Origin of the sequence: Kribbella sp. NBC_00359, from assembly GCF_036097425.1 — a bacterium.
GTDB lineage: Bacteria > Actinomycetota > Actinomycetes > Propionibacteriales > Kribbellaceae > Kribbella.
The window spans coordinates 3,826,182-3,842,471 of the sequence record NZ_CP107975.1 but is presented as its reverse complement, the minus strand read 5'-3'; the positions used below and the strand labels follow the sequence as shown (position 1 = coordinate 3,842,471).

General features: G+C 67.6%; 18 protein-coding genes and 1 pseudogene. 9 read left to right on the top strand and 10 right to left on the bottom strand.

Annotated elements, in window-relative coordinates; translation table 11 throughout:
• Positions 1-11: 11 nt before the first annotated feature.
• From OG876_RS18885 to OG876_RS18850, 8 genes are read right to left on the bottom strand one after another with little or no spacing between them, the layout of a single operon-like run.
• The gene (locus tag OG876_RS18885; RefSeq protein WP_328526183.1) at positions 12-917 is read right to left on the bottom strand and encodes a phytanoyl-CoA dioxygenase family protein; all 906 of its coding nucleotides are present in this window, start codon (positions 915-917) and stop codon (positions 12-14) included.
• Positions 914-1,987: a 4-hydroxyphenylpyruvate dioxygenase gene (gene hppD, locus OG876_RS18880; RefSeq protein WP_328526182.1), complete on the bottom strand. Its 1,074-nt coding sequence runs from the start codon at positions 1,985-1,987 to the stop codon at positions 914-916. The genes OG876_RS18885 and hppD overlap by 4 nt, the downstream gene beginning before the upstream one ends.
• Positions 1,988-3,259: a beta-ketoacyl-[acyl-carrier-protein] synthase family protein gene (locus OG876_RS18875; protein WP_328526181.1), complete on the bottom strand. Its 1,272-nt coding sequence runs from the start codon at positions 3,257-3,259 to the stop codon at positions 1,988-1,990.
• Positions 3,256-4,848: a class I adenylate-forming enzyme family protein gene (locus OG876_RS18870; RefSeq protein WP_328526180.1), complete on the bottom strand. Its 1,593-nt coding sequence runs from the start codon at positions 4,846-4,848 to the stop codon at positions 3,256-3,258. The genes OG876_RS18875 and OG876_RS18870 overlap by 4 nt, the downstream gene beginning before the upstream one ends.
• Positions 4,845-5,318: a hypothetical protein gene (locus tag OG876_RS18865; protein ID WP_328526179.1), complete on the bottom strand. Its 474-nt coding sequence runs from the start codon at positions 5,316-5,318 to the stop codon at positions 4,845-4,847. Before OG876_RS18865 ends, OG876_RS18870 begins: the two co-directional genes overlap by 4 nt.
• Positions 5,315-6,319: a beta-ketoacyl synthase N-terminal-like domain-containing protein gene (locus tag OG876_RS18860; RefSeq protein WP_328526178.1), complete on the bottom strand. Its 1,005-nt coding sequence runs from the start codon at positions 6,317-6,319 to the stop codon at positions 5,315-5,317. Before OG876_RS18860 ends, OG876_RS18865 begins: the two co-directional genes overlap by 4 nt.
• Positions 6,312-6,542 carry an acyl carrier protein gene (locus tag OG876_RS18855; protein ID WP_328526177.1) on the bottom strand — a complete coding sequence of 77 codons (231 nt, stop codon included), beginning with the start codon at positions 6,540-6,542 and terminating at the stop codon, positions 6,312-6,314. The genes OG876_RS18860 and OG876_RS18855 overlap by 8 nt, the downstream gene beginning before the upstream one ends.
• Positions 6,542-6,796, bottom strand: coding sequence for an acyl carrier protein (locus tag OG876_RS18850; RefSeq protein WP_328526176.1), 255 nt, complete (start codon positions 6,794-6,796; stop codon positions 6,542-6,544). Before OG876_RS18850 ends, OG876_RS18855 begins: the two co-directional genes overlap by 1 nt.
• 17 nt (positions 6,797-6,813) lie before the next feature.
• Between OG876_RS18850 and OG876_RS18845 the strand changes: the two genes are divergently transcribed.
• Entirely contained in the window at positions 6,814-7,422 is a 609-nt protein-coding gene (locus OG876_RS18845; protein ID WP_328526175.1) for a 4'-phosphopantetheinyl transferase family protein, read from the top strand.
• Here OG876_RS18845 and OG876_RS18840 read toward each other — a convergent pair.
• Positions 7,353-8,747, bottom strand: coding sequence for a class I adenylate-forming enzyme family protein (locus OG876_RS18840; RefSeq protein ID WP_442914184.1), 1,395 nt, complete (start codon positions 8,745-8,747; stop codon positions 7,353-7,355). The two genes, OG876_RS18845 and OG876_RS18840, sit on opposite strands and share 70 nt — an antisense overlap.
• Before the next feature lie 297 nt (positions 8,748-9,044).
• Between OG876_RS18840 and OG876_RS18835 the strand changes: the two genes are divergently transcribed.
• The 4 genes and pseudogenes from OG876_RS18835 to OG876_RS18820 all read left to right on the top strand — a co-directional run bounded on the left by OG876_RS18835 (position 9,045) and on the right by OG876_RS18820 (position 11,863).
• Positions 9,045-9,542 (top strand): class I SAM-dependent methyltransferase, encoded by a 498-nt coding sequence (locus OG876_RS18835; RefSeq protein ID WP_442914183.1) that lies wholly within the window; start codon positions 9,045-9,047, stop codon positions 9,540-9,542.
• A pseudogene (locus OG876_RS18830) lies at positions 9,491-10,324 on the top strand (inositol monophosphatase family protein). Before OG876_RS18835 ends, OG876_RS18830 begins: the two are co-directional and overlap by 52 nt.
• 123 nt (positions 10,325-10,447) lie before the next feature.
• Positions 10,448-11,203 carry a nucleoside phosphorylase gene (locus tag OG876_RS18825; protein WP_328526172.1) on the top strand — a complete coding sequence of 252 codons (756 nt, stop codon included), beginning with the start codon at positions 10,448-10,450 and terminating at the stop codon, positions 11,201-11,203.
• Positions 11,204-11,341: 138 nt separating this feature from the next.
• On the top strand, positions 11,342-11,863 hold the full coding sequence (locus OG876_RS18820) for a nucleotidyltransferase domain-containing protein (protein ID WP_328526171.1): 522 nt from the start codon (positions 11,342-11,344) through the stop codon (positions 11,861-11,863).
• 212 nt (positions 11,864-12,075) lie between these two features.
• Here the strand turns inward: OG876_RS18820 and OG876_RS18815 are convergent, their stop codons facing one another.
• The gene (locus OG876_RS18815) at positions 12,076-12,594 is read right to left on the bottom strand and encodes an NUDIX hydrolase (RefSeq protein ID WP_328526170.1); all 519 of its coding nucleotides are present in this window, start codon (positions 12,592-12,594) and stop codon (positions 12,076-12,078) included.
• A gap of 285 nt (positions 12,595-12,879) precedes the next feature.
• Here OG876_RS18815 and OG876_RS18810 point away from each other — a divergent pair, with 285 nt between their 5' ends.
• The 4 genes from OG876_RS18810 (at position 12,880) to OG876_RS18795 (ending at position 16,171) form a co-directional block, all read left to right on the top strand.
• Positions 12,880-13,779: an ABC transporter ATP-binding protein gene (locus tag OG876_RS18810; RefSeq protein WP_328526169.1), complete on the top strand. Its 900-nt coding sequence runs from the start codon at positions 12,880-12,882 to the stop codon at positions 13,777-13,779.
• Positions 13,776-14,531 carry a hypothetical protein gene (locus tag OG876_RS18805; protein ID WP_328526168.1) on the top strand — a complete coding sequence of 252 codons (756 nt, stop codon included), beginning with the start codon at positions 13,776-13,778 and terminating at the stop codon, positions 14,529-14,531. The genes OG876_RS18810 and OG876_RS18805 overlap by 4 nt, the downstream gene beginning before the upstream one ends.
• Before the next feature lie 132 nt (positions 14,532-14,663).
• Entirely contained in the window at positions 14,664-15,338 is a 675-nt protein-coding gene (locus tag OG876_RS18800) for a hypothetical protein (RefSeq protein ID WP_328526167.1), read from the top strand.
• A 179-nt stretch (positions 15,339-15,517) separates the two neighbouring features.
• Entirely contained in the window at positions 15,518-16,171 is a 654-nt protein-coding gene (locus OG876_RS18795) for a cupin domain-containing protein (protein WP_328526166.1), read from the top strand.
• Positions 16,172-16,290 lie beyond the last annotated feature (119 nt).

The window sequence follows — 16,290 nt, the reverse complement described above, 5'->3', positions numbered from 1 at the left end:
CGGTTCTCCTGTCAGCGGTCGGCCCAGAGGATTGGGCAGAAGTCGGGGTCGGCGTAGTCGGGGTGGCCGGCGGGCGTACGGCGTACCAGGGCGTCGTGGTTGTAGGCGGCCAGGGTTCCGTCGGACAGCTGGAACTCGCGGTAGTGGTTGGCACCGTCCTGGAGGTGCAGGGAGATCGCGCGGCGGGGGCGGCCGCTGCCGTTGGCTCCGCTGCCGTGGTACGTGCGGCAGTGGTGGAAGTTCATATGACCGCGCGGGATCGTGATCGGGATCTTGGTCACCTCGGCGTGGTTGTACGCCGCGTTCTCGGCCAGCATCTGGTCTAGTTGCGACCTGTCCCGGTCGGCGAAGTGGCGTACGACGGTGTCGTCGGAGCCGATCTCCTGCCAGCGATGACTGCCGTCGACCATGGTGATCGTGCCCATCTCCGGCGGACAGTCGTGGAACGGGATGAACGCGGTCAGCATCCGGTCCGATGCCGAGGACGACCAGTAGTGCTTGTCGAAGTGCCAGGGCACGATGTTCGACGGCTCGCCCTTGATCGGTGGCTTGTAGATCAGCGTGGACTGGAAGATCCGGATCTCGTCGGTCTGCGCGAGCCGGGCCGCTACCGCACCGATCAGCGGCTTGCGGAGGATCTTGGCGAGGCCGTCGTGCTCGTAGTGCACGTAGTCGTTGTGCCGCTGGACGTCGCCCTTCGACGGATCCCAGTAGGCCAGCTTCGGCGGGGCCATCGGGAGGTTGCGGTCGCGTTCGCCGGCGTAGTAGCGCTCGCTGGCATTGACGAGCTCGTCGGTCTCGTCGTCGGTGAGCAGCTTCTTGGACAGGTACCAGCCGTGCTCGTTGTAGAAGGCAACGTCCTCGTCCGACGGCAGGAGCTCGAGCTCTTCTTCCGACAGCTTGAACTCCAGCGTCATAGGTCAGCTCCCGCCAGCTCGCGTTCCTTGGCCTCGTAGAGCGCCTTGATGTTGCCGCTGCCGAACGTCATCGCGCCGCGCCGCTCGATGATCTCCAGGAACAGCGTGCGCCGGACGTGCATCGACTCGGTGAAGATCTGCAGCAGCTGACCCCAGTGGTCCCGGTCGACCAGGATGCCGAGCTTCTCCAGGTCCTCGATCGGCGTCTCCACCTCACCGACGCGTTCCGGCAACGCCTGGTAGTACGCCGACGGCGAGGCGAGGAAGTTGACGCCCCGGCCGGCCAGCGTTCCGACCGCCTCGACGATGTCGCTGGTCCGCAACGCGATGTGCTGTACGCCGGCGCCGGCGTGCCAGGTGAGGAAGTCGTTGATCTGTCCCGGCCGGCGGTTCGGATCCGGCTCGATCAGCGTGAAGGTGACGTGCTTCGACGTACTCTGCACGACCGTCGACTCCATCCCCTGCCCGGCCACCTCGATGTACTCGTCGAAGATCGGCAGGAACCCGAAGACGTTCTCGTAGAACTCCACCGTCGGCCTCAACTGCCCCGACGGCACACAGATCGCCAGGTGGTCGATCTCGCTGAACAGCTTCTCGTCCGGCCCGCTCGCCGGCCCGGTGATCTGGAACGCGCCCGGCAGGAACTCACGGCGCGGTCCGTGCCGCTCGACCAACCGGTGGATCACGTCGCCGAACCCCGCCACCTCCGCGACCACCACGGTCGTCTCCTGCTCGTCGGTGTAGGTCACCGGTTCGGCGACCGACTCGGCACCCCTGGCCAGCAGCTCGGTGTAGGCCACGGACGCGTTGTCCACCTCCAGCCCGACCACGGCAACACCGTCACCGTGGCGCTGGACGTAGAGGGCCGCGGCGTGGTCGGCGGCCAGCCCGGACGTCAGCACGATCTGTACGGCGTCCTCGCGCAGCAGCAGCGACCGCTGGTCCGGCAGGCCGGTCTCCGGTCCACCCTGCCCGTGCACCTGCAGGCCGAACGCGTGTCCCAGATAGAACGCGGCCTGGCGAGCGTCGCCCACGTACAGCTCCACATGGTCGATCCCGTAGATCTCCATTTACGGCTTCTCCTCACTGTTGATCTGTCGCCGCTCCGGCGTCGTGGCGGTGCCGAGGAGCAGGCTCACGTTCTGGCCGCCGAATCCGAACGAGTTCGACAGCGCGTACTCGAGGTGGACTTCGCGGGGCTCCTTGCGGACGTGGTCCAGCGGGCAGGCCGGATCCGGGTCGTCCAGGTGGTACGTCGGGGGCAGCAGACCGGTCGTGATCGCACAGGCGGCGGCCGCGGCCTCGACGACACCGGAGGTGCCGAGCATGTGCCCGGTCAACGCCTTGGTCGAGCTGACCGCGGGATGGTGGTCGCCGAACGCCAGGCCGATCGCGACCGACTCGGCCACATCCCCGAGCTTGGTGCTGGTGCCGTGCGCATTCACGTAGCCGACCTTGCTGGGATCTATTGCTTTGAAGGCCTTTCGCATGCACTCGGCAGCCCCGGTCCCATCCGGCCGGGGCGCGGTCGGGTGATGCGCATCCGAGTTGACGCCGTACCCGGCGACGTCCGCGTAGCCACGCGCACCTCTAGCTATCGCGTGCGCCGTACTTTCCAGCACGAGGAGTGCGGCACCTTCACTCAGCACGAACCCGTTGCGGCGCAGATCGAACGGCCGACTCGCCTCGGCCGGGTCATCCCACCCTCTGGCCAGGGCCCGCGCGTTGGCAAAGGTCTCCGCGAACGTCGGAAACAACGGCGCCTCACTCGCCCCGCACAACACCACGTCAGCCTCGCCGCACCGGATCAACCGAGCAGCATCCGCAATCGCCTGGGCCCCGGACGCACACGCCGTACCAACCGCGGAGGTGTAGCCCCGCAACCCGAACCGAATCGCCACTCGGGCGGCGGGCATGTTCGGCAGGACCCCCGTCAAGAGGTACGGGCTGACGGCCGCCCGCCCACGCTCTGCCCGTGCGAGCACCTGCTGCTCGAGGGTCGCCATCCCCCCGACCCCACCGACAATCACACCGACGCGATCGGCGTCGACGTTCTCCCCGATCGTCAGGCCGGCGTCCGCGAGTGCGTCCTCGGCGACCAACTGCGCGAGGATGACCGTCCTGTCCATCACCTTGCCGTCCGGACCGGAGGCGATCTTGCCCGCGTCGAAGGGTGGCAGGATCCCGGCCAGCTCGATGGAGTCGGCGATCGCGTGCTCGGGCGGCGGCTTCACGATCCCGGATCGCCCGTGCAGCAAGGCGCCGTACACATCGTCGATGCCGCGGCCGACCGGGGTGAGCAGCCCCATTCCCGTGATGGTGACGCCGGCGACCGGGCTCATGCGTCTGCTCCTGTCAGGCGTTCCGCGCGGAGGGCGACCTTGCGGACCTTGCCGGTGACGGTGACCGGGACGTCGTCCGCCCCGACCACGCTCACTCGGCGGATGATCGCCGCGACTTCCTCGCCGACCGCCTCCTTCACCGCGTCCGACCGGTCCACCTCCGCGGCGTCCGGTGACAGCTCGAGCAGTACGTCGGCGACGTACTTGCCGTTGTCCGGCACGATGACGACGGTGCAGTCGGCAACCTCCGGAAGAGCCGCGAGGATGCGTTCCTCGGACATCGACGTGAAGAGTTGCGGGCCCTCGAAGCCGGCGACCGCGTCAGGGACCCGGTCGAGGTGGAAGTAGTGACCGGTGTCGTCGCGGTAGACCAGGTCACCGGTGAGGATCCACCCGTTCAGCCGGAAGCGGTACGTGTTGACCGAGTCGTTCCAGTAGCCGGGTGACACCGACGGTGAGCGGAAGCCGAGCAGGCCGACCTTGCCGAACGGGAGTTCCTCGCCGGTCGACGTCAGTACGGCGGCCTCCGCGAACTGATACGGCTTCCCGATACACCGCCCGTAGTGATCACTGTCGATCGTGTGCGTGATGTGGAACCCGTTGTGCCCCATCTCGCTCGACCCGAGACCGTCGACGAAGTGACTGCCCTTGACCGTCACCCGCCCTTCCCGCGTGACGGTCTCCCGGGTGCCGACGACAACGAGTTTGCGGATGTGCGGCTCATGCGCACAGTCGCCCGTGTTGAACCACATCCGCACCGAGTCGAGATTGTGCTTGCCCAGATCCTCGCGCGCCAACCCGGCCCACGTGACAGCGAATCCATAGACGGCCCGCGGCTTCCACCGCTCGATGTGCCGCAGGACGTACGGCGCGTCCTGGCTGGACAACAGCAGCATCTCGGCGCGGTTCCCGAGCACCTGGTTGACCATCAGGATCGTCGCGGTGTGCGGGATCGGGAGCGCGTTGAGAATCCGATCCGTGCCTTGCGCCTGTGGCATGGTCAGCAGGTGCTTGAGAGCGGCGTACAAGGTGGTGTGCGTGTGCAGAACAGCCTTGGGTACGCCGGTTGTGCCGCTGGTGTGGGTGATCACGATCGGGTCGTCGCGGTGGTGCCGGTAGTGCTCAGGTGCCTTCGCCGGATCACCGGCGCCGAGCTCCTTCGGCTCGGCGAGGACCTCGGTCTGCAGGAGTGGACGATGGGCCGCGTCGGCCATGACCGCGGTGACGCGGAGGCGGCGGATGTACTCGTCCGCGATGGCCGGCGCCATCTTGCCGTTGAGCAGGGCGGGAATCGCGCCGACCCGGGTCAGCGCGAGGAAGCTGAGGACGATGTCCTGTGCCTCGGTGGCCCAGATCGCGACCACGTCCCGGCGGCCGATGCCGTGCTCGTGGAGCCACGCCGTACGAGCCTGGACGCGGTTGTCCAACTCGCCGAGCGTCAACGGGTGCTCGGCCGGGAAGTGGTCGACGGGTGTGTCGAAGGTCAGGCCGGGGCCGTCCGGGTCGGCGCCCTGCGCGATCACCCGGGCGAGGACATTGCCGGCGCCGATCGCCGGATCCGCGGCGAGTCGGGCTCGCAGGTTCTTCATGTCGGGTCTCTCCCAGTCACGATCACGGCGGACGCCTGGTCGGCCCCCACCTGCACGATCAGCACCTGATCGGCGTCCCCGTCACCGATCAGCAGGGCGGCCTCGTCGAGCCCGCCGTCCGTCACACACACCACCGGGCCGCGCAGGTCCCACCGCGCGGCGATCCATCCCGCCACGCTGTTCGGCACCGACTGGAAGAAGAACAACGGCCCGAGTCTCTTGCCCTCAGCAACCGTTTGGCGCACATGCTCCGCACTGACCCGGTCCCCGTCGCTTACCAGCACGATCCCGGTCCGCGCCGTACGCTCGCTCAGCCGCCCAAGGCATCGCTCCGCGACCACCGCCGCCAACGGGCTGAACGCCGACAACACAAACCCAGGCAGCGCCGGCGGTTCACCCGCATCACCCACGTCCGGCCAGTAACTCTCCGCCAACACCACCAGCTCATGAACATCCAGCAGCCCGCTCATCCGACCCGCACCGCCAACGCCGTATTGGCTCCCCCGAACGCCGAGTTCAGCGACATCCCGTACGGAGAACCCGCCGGCCGCGGCGCATCCAGAATCAGATCGAGTCGACAGGCGGGATCCGGCTCGAGGAACCCGGCGTTCACCGGCAACTTCCCCTCCCGCAACGCCTGGACGGTCACCACGAACTCGACCAGCCCGGACGCTTCCAACGCGTGCCCGTACAACCCTTTGGTCGAACTCACCGGCGGAGTACTGCTGAACGCGGCGTTGATCGCCGCCGCCTCCGCCGCATCGCTGAAGGTTGTGCCGGTGGCGTTTGCGTTGACGTAGCCGATCTCGTCCGATGGGAGCTTGGCTTTGGCCAGGGCTGCTTGGATTGCGGCGGCCAGGCCTCGGCCGTCGGGGGATGGTTGGCAGGGGTGGTACGCGTCGCCTGCGCGCGACCAGCTGATCAGCTCGGCCAGGCCTTCGCCGGGTTGGAGGACTACCGCGGCTACGCCGTCGCCCAGGAGGGTGCCTTGGCGGTGGCGGCTGAAGGGGCGGACGGCGGCGTCGGTGGACAGGGCTCGACCGGCGTCGAAGAGCGCGTACTGGTAGGGCTCGACGAGGTAGGCGGCGGCTACGACGATGCGTTCGACCCGGCCGGCGCGGATCAACGTTGCGGCGTCGGCCAGCGCCGTACTGGCTGAGACGCAGGCGCTCGTGTAGACGCGGCGCTGGCCGAAGTCGCGGGGCGGGGCGGTGTGGAGGGCGAGCAGGAGCGGTGTCGTGCTGCGGTCGACGCCGGCCTGCGCGCAGGCGGTCGCGATCGCCTGATCCAGTTCTTCTTCCAGCGTGCCGGTTTCGGCTGCCGTCGCGGCGTGGTGCACGCGGCGGGTGCTGGTGTCGAAACGGCTGACCTCGGTGAAGGCCGGCGTACCGGTGAGCTGCGTCTCCGGTCCGCGGCCGAGCGCGGTCAGGATCGAGAGGCCGGTGACGGCGACCGGTCGGGGTTCAGACATGGCTGGTCAGCACCTCGGCGATCACGGTGACGGCATCGTCGAGGGTGGCCATGCGTTCCAGCTGGTCGTCGGCGAGCTCGACGCCGTACCGCTGCTCGACCTGATGGACCAGCCACGCCAGTTCCATCGAGTCGAGCCGCTCGGCACCGGGTGGGCGCTCGCCGAGACCGGCCAGCCAGGTGAGGAGCTCGGCCCGCCCGGGCGGGGGAAGGGTCGAGTTCATCAGACCTGCTGGGCTACCCGGCCGGCCACCTCGGCGGTGAACTCGCCGACCGTCATCAGCGCGAGTTGCTCGGACTCGTCGTCGGAGAACCTGACCCCGAACCGGTCCTCGACCCGCACCGACAGATCCGCCAGCGCGAGTGACTCGAGGTCCACGCCGGCCGGGCCGAGCGTGGTGTCGTCGTCGATGCCTTCGGTGTCGTAGTTCATGTCCTGCAGTTGCGCGATGACGAACGCGCGAACCTCGTCCTTCATTCGGTTACCTTCTTTCGGTGGGTGATTCCGTACATGTCTGGTTGGCGCCGGCCGGCGCTTCACGTCCCTCGGCCCACGAACTCCTGCTCGCACTCGCGAGCACACTCGTCTCTGGCCCGGTCCTCAGCCACGGCCCATCCGGCCGGCCGCACATCCCCGGTCTTGCAGTGAGCGTCAGCCACACGCACCATCTGCTGGCCGTCGCCGCGTCGTACGACGGCCCTCTCGGCGTGGACGTGGAGGAGGTGCACCCGCGGGAGGTCCGTGCCCTGGCCGAGCGCTGGTTCCACCCGGCCGAGCTGGCGTGGATGACTGACCAACCCGACGAGCTGACCGCTTTCCTTCACCTCTGGACCGCGAAGGAGGCAGTAGGCAAGGCGCTCGGCCAAGGCCTGCGCAACTCCGGCTTGCGCCGCCGAATGCCACTCCCTGCCTCCCCTGCCGCCGGCATGGTGACTGGCGAAGCCGGCCTCGCAGTCATCCATGTGCCTGTGGAGCAGGCGGTTCTGGCGGTGGCTCTGGCCTCGACAGCTTCCGAGGTGGTGGTGACTGTGCATCACGAGACGGCCTTGCGGAGGGTCGTCAGGTCGCGGACGAGTTTTCCGGTAGTTGTTCGGGGCAACTGATTGAGGAGGTGGAGGGTTCGGGGTCGTTTGTAGGGGGCGAGGAGTTGGGCCAGATCGCTCTCCAGCTGCGAGACCGTCCGTGGGGCACTGACCTGGACGTAGGCGGTGATCGCGCCGTCGAAGGCCACGACCGCCGCTTCGACGCCGCGGAGTGAGGCCAGCGTGTACTCGACCTCGGTGAGGTCGACCTTGAGGCCGCCGACGGAGACCTGGGAGTCGAGCCGCCCCTTGATGCTGACCAGTCCGGTCTCCTCGTCGACCACCCCGGCGTCGCGGGTGTGCAACCAGCCGTCGGACCAGCGAGTCGTGTCGGACAGGCCCAGGTACGGCGATTCCGGCCGGCGGACCTGCAGTTCGCCGTCGACCGCGCGGACCTCGATCCCGGGCGCGGGCCGGATCGCCGGCCGGTGTTCGCCGTACAGGTCGGTGCCGATCACGCCGACCTCGGTCATCCCGTACATGTTCCCGAGCAGTGCGCCGTACTTCTCCTCGAAGGACCGCGACACTGCCCTCGGCACCAGCTCGCCGCCGGTCGTCATCCGCTTGAACTGCGGCAACCACGGCGGATCCTGTACCGACGCGAGCAGCCCGATGTGGAACGGCACCCCGAGCACCGTCGCCGGAGTGGTGGCCGACCCGATCGCCTGGACGATCGCATCCCCCGTCAGCCGGGCGGGCGGCACCAACTCGACGCCCGCGTGCAGGCCGTAGAGCAGACCGCCGACCAATCCGAGCACATGCACCATCGACGGCAGCAGGATCAGCCGCTCCCCCCGCTGCGGTACGCCGTCGATCCGCGTGTACCGCAGCACCTCCTCGACCAGGTCCTCGGCACTCCGGCCGATCACCTTCGACGGCCCGGTCGAGCCGGAACTGAGTTGTACGACGGCGTGCGTCGTACCGGCCGGATGACCCGAGTAGCTGGCCAGGTCGGCGTCGACCTCGACGAAGGTCCGCAGGCCCGCCGGCACCGGCCGCTCCGGTGACACCACCACCTGCGGGACCAGCCGCTCGATCGCGCGGCGAACCTCGTAGTCGGTCAGCCGGTGATCCAGCAGGATCGCCTGGCCGCCGCTGCGCCAGACCGCCAGCAAATGCGTGACGAAAGCCATCGACGGCGGCAATCGCAAGGCCACCGCACCGCCCGGCCTGAAACCGGACTGAGCCAGTTCCGTTTGCCGATCGCGGACCAATCGGCGCAATTTGTCCCGGTCGATAGGATCGGGTAAGCGAAAGCAAATGTCACCGGCCGGACCGGCCAGCAGGACATCGTCGACCCACTCCGCACCCTGGCTGGTTCCGGGCACCACGACAGTACCGTCCATGGTCATCCGAGCTCCAAAGTTTCTTTGCACACAAAGGATTCGAAGACCAGAACCCCCACCAAGGCCTGGCGATGACGCGACGATACGACACGATCACCCAACTGCGCTATGGACCAGAAGTAATGACTCCATTACCGCCCGCAGTCACCGCGCCGGCGCGTTTCCGGAGGCACAAAACACACCTGGACAAAGGCCTGCAGAGGTTAGTAATCGGTCCAGGCATTTCGCCCGCCGCAGGTTTACCCGCGGACGAAACAAACGAAGAGATCCGATACAAAAGGCGACCCGCGCTGGAGAATTTCGGTTGCTCTCGCGGAGGCTCTTCAACAGGAGTTCGGCCTGGTGTTCCCGCTGATCCATGGCAACGCCGAGCAGGTCCCACTGCCGAACAACAGCTTCGACGTGGCGATCAGTGAGTACGGCGCCAGCAGCTGGTGTGACCCGACACTGTGGATTCCAGAAGCCGCCCGGCTTCTCCGGCCCGGTGGGCAGCTGATCTTCCTGCGCAACTCCACCCTCGTGGAACTCTGCACGGCTCCTGACGCCGAGGCCGCAGGAGACCGCCTGAGCCGACCTTACGCAGACGTCGCGCGGATCAACCGGCCCGATGGCGGCACCCACTTCCAGCTACCAACCGGCCCGATGATCAAGCTCCTCCGGCAATCCGGATTCCAGCTCGACGAACTCACCGAGTACATCGCCCCCGCAGGCGCCCACTCCGACCACAACTACGTCTCCCCCGAATGGGCCGCCACCTGGCCAACCCTCGAACTATGGAAGGCAACACGCCAGTAGGTGCGCTGATAGCGTCTGCTGCGATGGACAGCGCTGGCGACCTCCAACTCGCGTTCGATACCTCGGACCTGGCGGCGGAGCTCGCGCTCGCTCACTTCGAAGCCGGCGTTTCCGCAACGCTGAAGGCCGACGGCACACCGGTCACCGAAGCCGACCGGGCGGTCGAGCGCTTGCTGCGGGAGACGTTGTCGCAGGCGCGGCCCGACGATGCGTTCCTCGGCGAGGAACTCGGTCGGCTCGGTGAGTCCGACCGGGTCTGGATCCTCGACCCGATCGATGGCACCGGTTTCTTCAGCCGGGGTGATCCGAACTAGCGAATCCACATCGCCCTGGAGCTTCGAGGGACCACGGAGGTCGCGGTCGTCACCTCTCCCGCGCTGCGCCGCTGTTGGTGGGCGACCCGAGGTGGCGGTTCCTTCGAGTCGTCCTGGCCACGCGAGGAGAGCGAGACGCGGCGCCTCGAGGTCAGTACGACGTCGGCGCTCGCAGATGCCGTGCTCGAAGCGCTCGACGACGAGTCCAGAGCCCGTCTCCCACCGAGTGCGGCTCGCCCACCGGCGAGCCCGCTACCGCTGGTCGAACTCGTTCGTGGCGAGATCGACGCCTTCCTGGCCGAGCGCTACTACACCTGGGATCACGCGCCGTGGGTTCTTCTCGTCGAGGAAGCCGGCGGCCGTTTCACCGATCGAACCGGCGGCCGCGCCAGCGACCAGGGCGGCGGCCTCTACTCAAACGCCATCCTGCACACCGAACTACTCGCTTCACTCCACTACCCGGCCTGAGCCGCTGGTAGGGACTGCTTACGGTGTGATGCTCGCCGACCATGCTGCCGGTGAACCATCCATCGTCTACAAGGTGGTCAACCCGGGCGGCTGACTACTTCGGTGGTGGTAGGACTGGCAGCTGTGACATCACCATTGCTCGAAACCGATCTCACCGAGCCCGGGGTGCTGGACCCCGCCGCCCTGCAGCCTCCGATCAACGACCTGCCGAAGGTCGCGGTGATGTGCTTCTTCCAGGAGGTCATCAGCCAGGCCGGCGCCAAACAATGCGCTAACCTCAGCGTGTACGGCGGATGCCCGGTCTACGAAGACGACCGCCACGGTCCGCGCATCGCCTTCTTCTACCCCGGCCTGGGTGCGCCCGCAGCCGTCGCCACCATGGAAGAAATGATCGCTTTCGGCTGTCACACCTTCATCGCGGTCGGCGGCGCCGGCGCACTCGTCCCAGAGCTCGCACTCGGCCACGCGATGGTCGTCGACCAGGCCCTTCGCGACGAAGGCACCTCACACCACTACCTGCCGCCGTCCAGATTCGTCGAAGCCGATCGTGAAGTCTCCCAGGCGATCGTGTCGGCGTGCGAACGATCCGGTCTCGCTGTCGGCCGCGGAAACTCCTGGACCACTGACGCCATCTTCCGTGAGACCCGCAGCCGCATCGACCGCCGGGTCGAGGAAGGCTGCTCCATGGTCGAGATGGAAGCCTCAGCATTCTTTGCCGTCGGCAAGCACCGCGGCGTCCGAGTCGGCCAACTCCTGTACGCCGGCGACACACTCGCCGCAGACGACTGGGACGGCCGCGACTGGACCACCGCCACCCAGACCCGCGAAGCCCTGTTCGACATCTGCCTGAAAGCCGCAGCCACCCTCACCCAAAACTGACACGCAAACACAGCTGACCTCGGCGCATCTCAGGCAGACCGCGATCGACCCCGCCGAGGAAACGTCCCACATTCGGCCCGACCGCGCGTCCCTGTCTGCGGCATGTCCGGATGGTTGCGTCGCCTGAGACTCTGGGGCGTGAGCGAATACGCTATGCCGCCGGAAATGGTGCGCACGTTGATTACTGCCTTGCAAGGGTATGGAGTCGCAGCATGCGTCGGCGGAGGTTGGGCTGTCGACGCCCTGGTCGGGAAGCAGACGCGGGAACATCTGGATCTCGACGTCTGGGTAGACGCGGATGACTTCGAAGGTCTCGTCGCAGCCTTCGCCGACCAAGGAGTCGATCGGATCTACCCCTGGCCCGGCGACCGTCCCTGGAACTTCGTCTTGCATGACGGCCACAGTCGTCGCGTAGATCTTCACCTGTACGAGACTCTGAGCGACGGCCGACTCCACTACGGCAGTCTCAAAGCGCCGTTCAGGTTCACCCGCGATGATCTTTCCGGTGAGGGTGAGATCGCAGGTATCTCAGTTCGATGCGAACGTCCCGAGTTCGCCCTGCAGAACCACACCGGATACGAGTTGCGCGAGGTCGACCGACACGATGTCGCTGTCCTGTGCGAACGCTTCGGACTCCAGCCGCCCGAGAACTTCCACTAGGGACCCTGGCCGCTGCGCGCACATCGGCACGACCGCGCGGAATGCGGCAGAAGCGGACGTTGTGCTCTCCGCCAAGCGTGGATAGTTATGCACGCGCTACGGCGGTAGAGCAGGCGCTACTGCACGATCATCTGTGCTGAGTTGCGGTCCGGCAGGGCTCGTGTCTTTGGTGCGTCTCGCGGATACAGCGGACCTATAAGTGCCCGGGGAAATCACAGGCCGAGCATCACTGGCGTGCGCGGGATGTCACCGGCGATCAGCGCCGCCAGCGGTGTGGCGATGTCACGGGGTGAGAACAGGTCGGTTCCGCCGTATTCGGCGATGTCTCCGTGCCGCCACCATCGCATCCCGCTGATGTGCTCGGCGGCGAGGTCGTCATCGGACAGCGCGCCGCGGGGTTCAAAGCGCGTGGTGCGGACGAGGAAGTAGTCGTTGACCACCACGTCGTAGCCGTCCGCATGGCCGGGAGCGGCAACCTCCTGGTGCCAGACGTGAGGCGGGTCGGCGTCAATGACAAGCCCCGTCTCCTCGTGCAACTCCCGGCGCAGTGCCGCCAGCGGCAGTTCACCGGGCTCGATGCCGCCGCCGGGGGCCGCCCATACGACCGTTGCGCCCGTCGGTACAGCCGGATGCGGGAAGCTGAAGCGGCACAGCAGGACACGGTCATCATCGGCCAGGATGACCGCCCGGACGGCACGTCTTAGCCTCGCCGTGGCAGGCGTCTCGTTCATCTGCAGATGATCAGGGCGCCACCGGCCGGGCCGCAAGCCGGTCATGGTCACTGGTATTCGGCGTTCCGCGCGCCAGTAGCCGATGAGCCGCCGTTCCACAGGGACAGCCTCGTCCCGCAACCCGTCGTGCTCCAAGTTGCCAGGCCTGACATGGAACGCACAGAACTCGGCAGGAGCGCGCGGATCGCGGTTGCTCCGGGCGAGCGTAGCCGCCCTCAACGCGGCAGATGAGGGCGTTCCGGCCAGGATGGATGCTGAGCGTTCGACGAAGTTAGCCTTGGCTTTGTGGCGGACGGGCATCGCGTCGAGGTCGAGGGGCTCTCCAAGTCTTTCGGCGACGTCCGCGCGGTCGATGCGCTCTCCTTCACCGCTGAGCCGGGTGAGATCACCGCGTTCCTCGGGCCGAACGGCGCGGGCAAGACCACGACGCTGCGGATGTTGCTCGGGTTGGTCGAGCCGACCGCCGGTACGGCGACGATCGGCGGCACGGCGTACGCAGACCTCGCCCATCCGGCGGACGTCGTCGGGGCGGCACTCGAGGCCAGCAGCTTCCACCCGGGTCGCAGCGGCCGCGACCACCTGCGGGTCTACTGCGCCGTGAACGGCTATGGCGACATCCGCGCCGACGAGGTGCTGGCGCTGGTCGGCCTGACGGACGCAGCCCGCAGGCCGGTCCGTGGCTACTCGCTCGGCATGCGGCAGCGCCTCGGTCTGGCGACGACGCTTCTCGGCGACCCGGGCGTGCTGGTGCTCGACGAGCCGGCCAACGGGCTGGATCCCGCGGGCATCGCCTGGCTGCGAGGGTTCCTGAAGCGGCTCGCCGGCGAGGGCCGCACGATGCTGGTCTCCAGCCACGCCCTGTCGGAGGTACAGCAGATCGCCGACCGGGTGGTCATCATCGACCACGGCCGCCTGGTCCGTGAGGGGACGCTCGGCGAGCTCACCGCCGGTGGCCGGGTCTTCGTCGCGACTCCCGACGCGGAGCGCTTCGCCCAGGTCCTGGAGGCGGCTGGGGCAGCCGTGAGCAGGGACTCCGGGTACACGTTGGAGGCGCGCGGTCTGAGCGCGCGGGACGTCGGCCGACTCGCCTTCGAGCACCGCGTGGAGCTGCACGCCCTCGAGACCCGGCAGGACGGCCTCGAGCAGATCTTCTTCTCCCTCACCGGCGTGGAGGAGCAACCGTGACCGCGCTCGTCCGAGCCGAGCTCCGCAAGCTCACGACCACCAGGCTGTGGCTGTGGATGCTGATCCTCGGCCTGGCCATGGTCGGCGGGACCACGAGCGCCGCGATCGGTTTCGCCGAGCCGGGACCGCTCGGCCTCGACACCGCCGCCGGGCAACGCACCGTCTTCGCGCAGGCCACCGCGACGCTGGTCGTGGTCGGGATCCTCGGCATCATCGCGGTCACCGGCGAGTTCGCGCACCAGACGGCCACGCCGACGTTCCTCGCGACGCCTCGCCGGGGGCGGGTGGTCGTCGCGAAGCTCCTCACCTACGCCGGGACGGGGCTCGGGTACGCCGCGGCCTGCACCGTCGTCCTCCTCGCGGTGGCCCTCCCGTGGCTCGCCGCCAAGCACGTCGACATCGTGCTCTCCGGCACCGACCTCGCCCGGACCCTCGGCGGGGTCGGCATCGAGGTGGCGCTGTACGCCGTGCTCGGGGTCGCCGTGGGCTGCTTGATGCGCAACCAGATCGCAGCGATCGTGGGGTTCGTCGTCTACATCTTCGTCGTGGGCCCGATCCTGAGCGGGGTCGAGGCCACCTCCGAGGTGGCGCAGTACCTGCCCTACCAGGCCGGCAACGCGCTGGGCCGGCTCACGTCCTCGGTCGACGCGTCGATGCTTGGCCAGGCCGCGGGCGGGCTGGTGCTGCTTGCCTGGGCGCTCACCTTCGCCGCTCTGGGCACCCACGTGGCCATCCGCCGCGACATCACATAGCGAAACCGGTATGCGTGACCGCGGCAAGAATGGCGCGAACACGGCGATCAGCCGCGCTTGCTCTTCGGCATGACCGCGCGGGTCGCGGCATGAGCGTGCGTTTCAAGCCACGAGTTCGTGCATCATCACCAGATGAAGACTGCCCCGATTTCTGACGCTGCTGCGTGGCAGCGCCTTGGCAGGGTCACCGGCATCGCGGGGCTGGCCGTCGTGGTGTTGCTGTTCGTCGTCCTTGTCGGCTCGCGCGCTGAACCGGCCTTCACCGCCCCGGCAGCCGAGTTCCTCGCCCACTACCGGTCACCTAACACGGTTGCCTCCCCCTTCCGGTCTTTCGCTCTCACGATCGGGCTGGTCACTTTCGTGTGGTTCGGGGTCGCGCTGTCCATCCTGTTGCGGCACGCCGAGGGCGAGGCCCCGTGGCGGTCGTCAATCGCGATGGTCTCCGGTGTGTTGTTCGCTGCTCTGGTCCTAACGGGGAACGAGGTCGCGGCCGTGTTCACTGCCGCTGATCTCGACCCTCAGATCGCCAGGTATGCCTTTGTGGAGTCGCAGGCGGCGTTCGCCAACGCACGCGTGGCGCTTGGCAGCTTCGCCGTGTGCTGCGGCTGGGTCATCGCATCGAGCCGATTCCTGCCCCGCTGGACCGGGTGGCTGGCCATCGCAAGCGGAGGGGGCCTCGTCCTTTGCCGCATCGACTGGTCGAACAACATCTGGCTGGTGCCATACCTGCTGTTCTGGCTCTGGGTGCTCACGGTGGCGGTGCTGCTCTTGCGGCGCAACTTCCACGGCGTCGGCCAATCCGATTGAAAGGGCGCCCACTTGGTCCAGGTCCATCGCCGTCGCAGGTCGCGTCAATGAGGGCTCCGACGAGGCACGCGTCCGAGGGAGTTCAGCGGTACGACAATGCGTTAACACAAACCTCATTCCGGACGCGGATCGTCCGGAAGCGGTCCTAGCATGCTGGGATGGCACTACCTTCACGGGATGTGAACGCGCAGCGAGGGTACGCAGTCGCGCGACTGGACGAGATCGACGCGCTGGCCGACGGCCAGTACCGCTATCGACCCGTACGGCACCACTTCGGCATCACGAGCTTCGGTGTCACCGCGTGGGTAGGCGCTGCGGCGGGTGACGCGATCATCAACGAGTTCGACGAGGGCTCCGAGCCGGCCGAGGAACTCTTCCTCGTCGTCAGCGGCCGCGCGGTCTTCGAACTCGAGGACAAGCAGGTGGAAGCGAGCCCCGGCACACTCGTGTTCACCAGCCAGGGCACTCGGCGCACCGCCGTCGCGGCCGAGCCGGCGACCACGATCCTCGCCTTCGATGGCTCGCCGGGCAAGGCGTACGACGCAACTGGCTGGGAACTGTGGGCACCCCTGAGACCGCTCTACGACGACGGCGATCACGCCGAACTCAGCGCTCGCCTCGATGAAGCGATCGCCGCCAATCCCGGGTATCCAATGCTCGTCTACAACCTGGCCTGCTCCGAAAGCCTGAGTGGCCACCCGGCCGAGGCGATCAACCACCTACGGCGCGCGATCGACGCCTCGGAGAAGTTCCGCGCAGACGCACGCGACGACACCGACTTCGCTCCGATCCGTCACGAACCAGAGTTCAAGACGCTGATCGGCGAACAGTAACCAAGCAGACTGCGCGACGCCGCTCGTCGCGGGATCGTCTTGCGCGCTGGGTCAAGAACGTGGGTCCGACACATGCGCGGCGTACCCCCGCATGAGCGTGCGATTCGTGTCGATCCTCA

What these genes read in the sequence shown, in the direction of transcription:
- OG876_RS18885 (WP_328526183.1), bottom strand. Translation starts at nt 917, where the DNA reads ATGACGCTGGAGTTCAAGCTGTCGGAAGAAGAGCTCGAGCTCCTGCCG.
- hppD (WP_328526182.1), bottom strand. Translation starts at nt 1,987, where the DNA reads ATGGAGATCTACGGGATCGACCATGTGGAGCTGTACGTGGGCGACGCT.
- OG876_RS18875 (WP_328526181.1), bottom strand. Translation starts at nt 3,259, where the DNA reads ATGAGCCCGGTCGCCGGCGTCACCATCACGGGAATGGGGCTGCTCACC.
- OG876_RS18870 (WP_328526180.1), bottom strand. Translation starts at nt 4,848, where the DNA reads ATGAAGAACCTGCGAGCCCGACTCGCCGCGGATCCGGCGATCGGCGCC.
- OG876_RS18865 (WP_328526179.1), bottom strand. Translation starts at nt 5,318, where the DNA reads ATGAGCGGGCTGCTGGATGTTCATGAGCTGGTGGTGTTGGCGGAGAGT.
- OG876_RS18860 (WP_328526178.1), bottom strand. Translation starts at nt 6,319, where the DNA reads ATGTCTGAACCCCGACCGGTCGCCGTCACCGGCCTCTCGATCCTGACC.
- OG876_RS18855 (WP_328526177.1), bottom strand. Translation starts at nt 6,542, where the DNA reads ATGAACTCGACCCTTCCCCCGCCCGGGCGGGCCGAGCTCCTCACCTGG.
- OG876_RS18850 (WP_328526176.1), bottom strand. Translation starts at nt 6,796, where the DNA reads ATGAAGGACGAGGTTCGCGCGTTCGTCATCGCGCAACTGCAGGACATG.
- OG876_RS18840 (WP_442914184.1), bottom strand. Translation starts at nt 8,747, where the DNA reads ATGGACGGTACTGTCGTGGTGCCCGGAACCAGCCAGGGTGCGGAGTGG.
- OG876_RS18815 (WP_328526170.1), bottom strand. Translation starts at nt 12,594, where the DNA reads ATGAACGAGACGCCTGCCACGGCGAGGCTAAGACGTGCCGTCCGGGCG.
- OG876_RS18800 (WP_328526167.1), top strand. Translation starts at nt 14,664, where the DNA reads ATGAAGACTGCCCCGATTTCTGACGCTGCTGCGTGGCAGCGCCTTGGC.